Origin of the sequence: Micromonospora sp. NPDC050980 (assembly GCF_040653835.1) — a bacterium.
In the GTDB taxonomy this organism is placed as follows: domain Bacteria; phylum Actinomycetota; class Actinomycetes; order Mycobacteriales; family Micromonosporaceae; genus Micromonospora.
Genome location: NZ_JBFAGS010000054.1, coordinates 2042 through 5460, shown reverse-complemented (window position 1 = coordinate 5460; position 3419 = coordinate 2042). Strand labels below are relative to the sequence as shown.

Below are 3419 nucleotides of genomic sequence, written 5' to 3'. Positions count from 1 at the left end.
GACTGGAAGATTGTCCGGCGGTGTCCTACTCTCCCACACCCTCCCGAGTGCAGTACCATCGGCGCTGGAGGGCTTAGCTTCCGGGTTCGGAATGTGACCGGGCGTTTCCCCTCCGCCATGACCGCCGTAACTCTATGAACATGTCAACCAACCCCGACGGGTGGTGGTTTGTTCAGAGTTGCACAGTGGACGCGTAGCAGCTTGGTAGTCAAGTCCTCGGCCTATTAGTACCGGTCAACTGAACCCGTTACCGGGCTTACATTTCCGGCCTATCAACCCAGTCGTCTAGCTGGGGGCCTTACCCCACAAATGTGGGTGGGATACCTCATCTTGAAGCGAGCTTCCCGCTTAGATGCTTTCAGCGGTTATCCCTTCCGAACGTAGCTAACCAGCCGTGCCCCTGGCGGGACAACTGGCACACCAGAGGTTCGTCCGTCCCGGTCCTCTCGTACTAGGGACAGCCCTTCTCAAGTATCCTACGCGCACGGCGGATAGGGACCGAACTGTCTCACGACGTTCTAAACCCAGCTCGCGTACCGCTTTAATGGGCGAACAGCCCAACCCTTGGGACCTGCTACAGCCCCAGGATGCGACGAGCCGACATCGAGGTGCCAAACCATCCCGTCGATATGGACTCTTGGGGAAGATCAGCCTGTTATCCCCGGGGTACCTTTTATCCGTTGAGCGACACCGCTTCCACATGCCAGTGCCGGATCACTAGTCCCGACTTTCGTCCCTGCTCGACCTGTCAGTCTCACAGTCAAGCTCCCTTGTGCACTTGCACTCAACACCTGATTGCCAACCAGGCTGAGGGAACCTTTGGGCGCCTCCGTTACCCTTTAGGAGGCAACCGCCCCAGTTAAACTACCCACCAGACACTGTCCCTGAACCGGATAACGGTCCGAAGTTAGATACCCAAATCAACCAGAGTGGTATTTCAAGATTGCCTCCACCCATACTGGCGTATGGACTTCACCGGCTCCCACCTATCCTACACAAGCTAATTCAGATACCAATGTCAAGCTATAGTAAAGGTCCCGGGGTCTTTCCGTCCTGCCGCGCGTAACGAGCATCTTTACTCGTAATGCAATTTCGCCGGGCCTGTGGTTGAGACAGTGGGGAAGTCGTTACGCCATTCGTGCAGGTCGGAACTTACCCGACAAGGAATTTCGCTACCTTAGGATGGTTATAGTTACCACCGCCGTTTACTGGCGCTTAAGTTCTCCGCTTCGCCCCGAAGAGCTAACAGGTCCCCTTAACGTTCCAGCACCGGGCAGGCGTCAGTCCATATACATCGAATTACTTCTTCGCATGGACCTGTGTTTTTAGTAAACAGTCGCTTCCCCCTGCTCTCTGCGGCCATACAACGCTCCACCCGCGCGGGGCTTCACGTCTCCGGCCCCCCTTCTCCCTAAGTTACGGGGGCAATTTGCCGAGTTCCTTAACCACAGTTCGCCCGATCGCCTCGGTATTCTCTACCTGACCACCTGTGTCGGTTTGGGGTACGGGCCGCTCAGAACTCGCTAGAGGCTTTTCTCGGCAGCATAGGATCACTGACTTCACCTGAATCGGCTCGGCATCACGTCTCAGCCCACATGCGGTGCGGATTTGCCTACACCACGGCCTACACGCTTACCCCGGCACAACCACCGGCCGGGATCAGCTACCTTCCTGCGTCACCCCATCGCTTGACTACTACCCGCCAGGTTCCCACGCTCCCCCCGTTCGGTCCGAAGACCTCCCAGGGCTCGGGTGGTTAGCACAACGAGGTTCGTCAGGGTCGCTCTTTCGCGGGTACGGGAATATCAACCCGTTGTCCATCGACTACGCCTCTCGGCCTCGCCTTAGGTCCCGACTCACCCAGGGCGGATTAGCCTGGCCCTGGAACCCTTGGTCATCCGGCGGAAGGGTTTCTCACCCTTCTTTCGCTACTCATGCCTGCATTCTCACTCGTGCCGTGTCCACAACTAGGTCACCCCGTCGCTTCACCCCCGGCACGACGCTCCCCTACCCATCCACACACCTGCACCAGGCATCAAGACCTGACGAGGTTAAAATGTGAATGCCACAGCTTCGGCGGTGTGCTTGAGCCCCGCTACATTGTCGGCGCGGAACCACTTGACCAGTGAGCTATTACGCACTCTTTAAAGGGTGGCTGCTTCTAAGCCAACCTCCTGGTTGTCTATGCGACCCCACATCCTTTTCCACTTAGCACACGCTTAGGGGCCTTAGCTGGTGATCTGGGCTGTTTCCCTCTCGACTACGAAGCTTATCCCCCGCAGTCTCACTGCCGCGCTCTCACTTACCGGCATTCGGAGTTTGGCTGATTTCGGTAAGCTTGTGGGCCCCCTAGACCATCCAGTGCTCTACCTCCGGCAAGAAACACGCGACGCTGCACCTAAATGCATTTCGGGGAGAACCAGCTATCACGGAGTTTGATTGGCCTTTCACCCCTAACCACAGGTCATCCCCCAACTTTTCAACGTTGGTGGGTTCGGCCCTCCACGCGGTCTTACCCGCGCTTCAGCCTGCCCATGGCTAGATCACTCCGCTTCGGGTCTAGAGCATGCGACTCAAAACGCCCTATTCAGACTCGCTTTCGCTACGGCTCCCCCACCCGGGTTAACCTCGCCACATGCCACTAACTCGCAGGCTCATTCTTCAAAAGGCACGCCGTCACCCCGTAAGGCTCCGACGGATTGTAGGCGAACGGTTTCAGGTACTATTTCACTCCCCTCCCGGGGTACTTTTCACCATTCCCTCACGGTACTCGTCCGCTATCGGTCACCAGGAAGTATTTAGGCTTACCAGGTGGTCCTGGCAGATTCACGGCAGATTTCAGGAGTCCGCCGCTACTCGGGAACACCCACAGAAGACCAGCAGCTTTCACCTACCGGACTATCACCGTCTACGGTCAGCCATTCCAGACTGTTCGACTAACCACTGGCTTTATCACTCCTCCAACAGATGTCAGTCTGTTGAGCGGGGTCCCACAACCCCGACCACGCAACCCCTGACAGGTATCACACGCAGCCGGTTTAGCCTCAATCCGCTTTCGCTCGCCACTACTCACGGAATCACTATTTGTTTTCTCTTCCTACGGGTACTGAGATGTTTCACTTCCCCGCGTTCCCCCCACACACCCTATGTGTTCAGGTGCGGGTGACATCACATGACTGATGCCGGGTTCCCCCATTCGGACACCCTGGGATCACAGCTCGGTTGACAGCTCCCCCAGGCCTATCGCGGCCTCCCACGTCCTTCATCGGCTCCTGGTGCCAAGGCATCCACCGTTCGCCCTTGACAACTTGACCACAAAGATGCTCGCGTCCACTGTGCAATTCTCAACAAACAACCAACCCACAACCCCAACAGCCCCACACCAACGACCCGGCAAACACCGGCGGTATGCGAGTCCG

General features: G+C 57.2%; 2 rRNA genes. Both read right to left on the bottom strand.

Annotated features, from left to right (window positions below):
- Positions 1-12: 12 nt before the first annotated feature.
- Positions 13-129: ribosomal RNA gene (gene rrf, locus AB0H28_RS29820) — 5S ribosomal RNA — on the bottom strand.
- Positions 130-204: 75 nt separating this feature from the next.
- Positions 205-3314 (bottom strand): 23S ribosomal RNA (locus AB0H28_RS29815).
- Between the last annotated feature and the right edge of the window lie 105 nt (positions 3315-3419).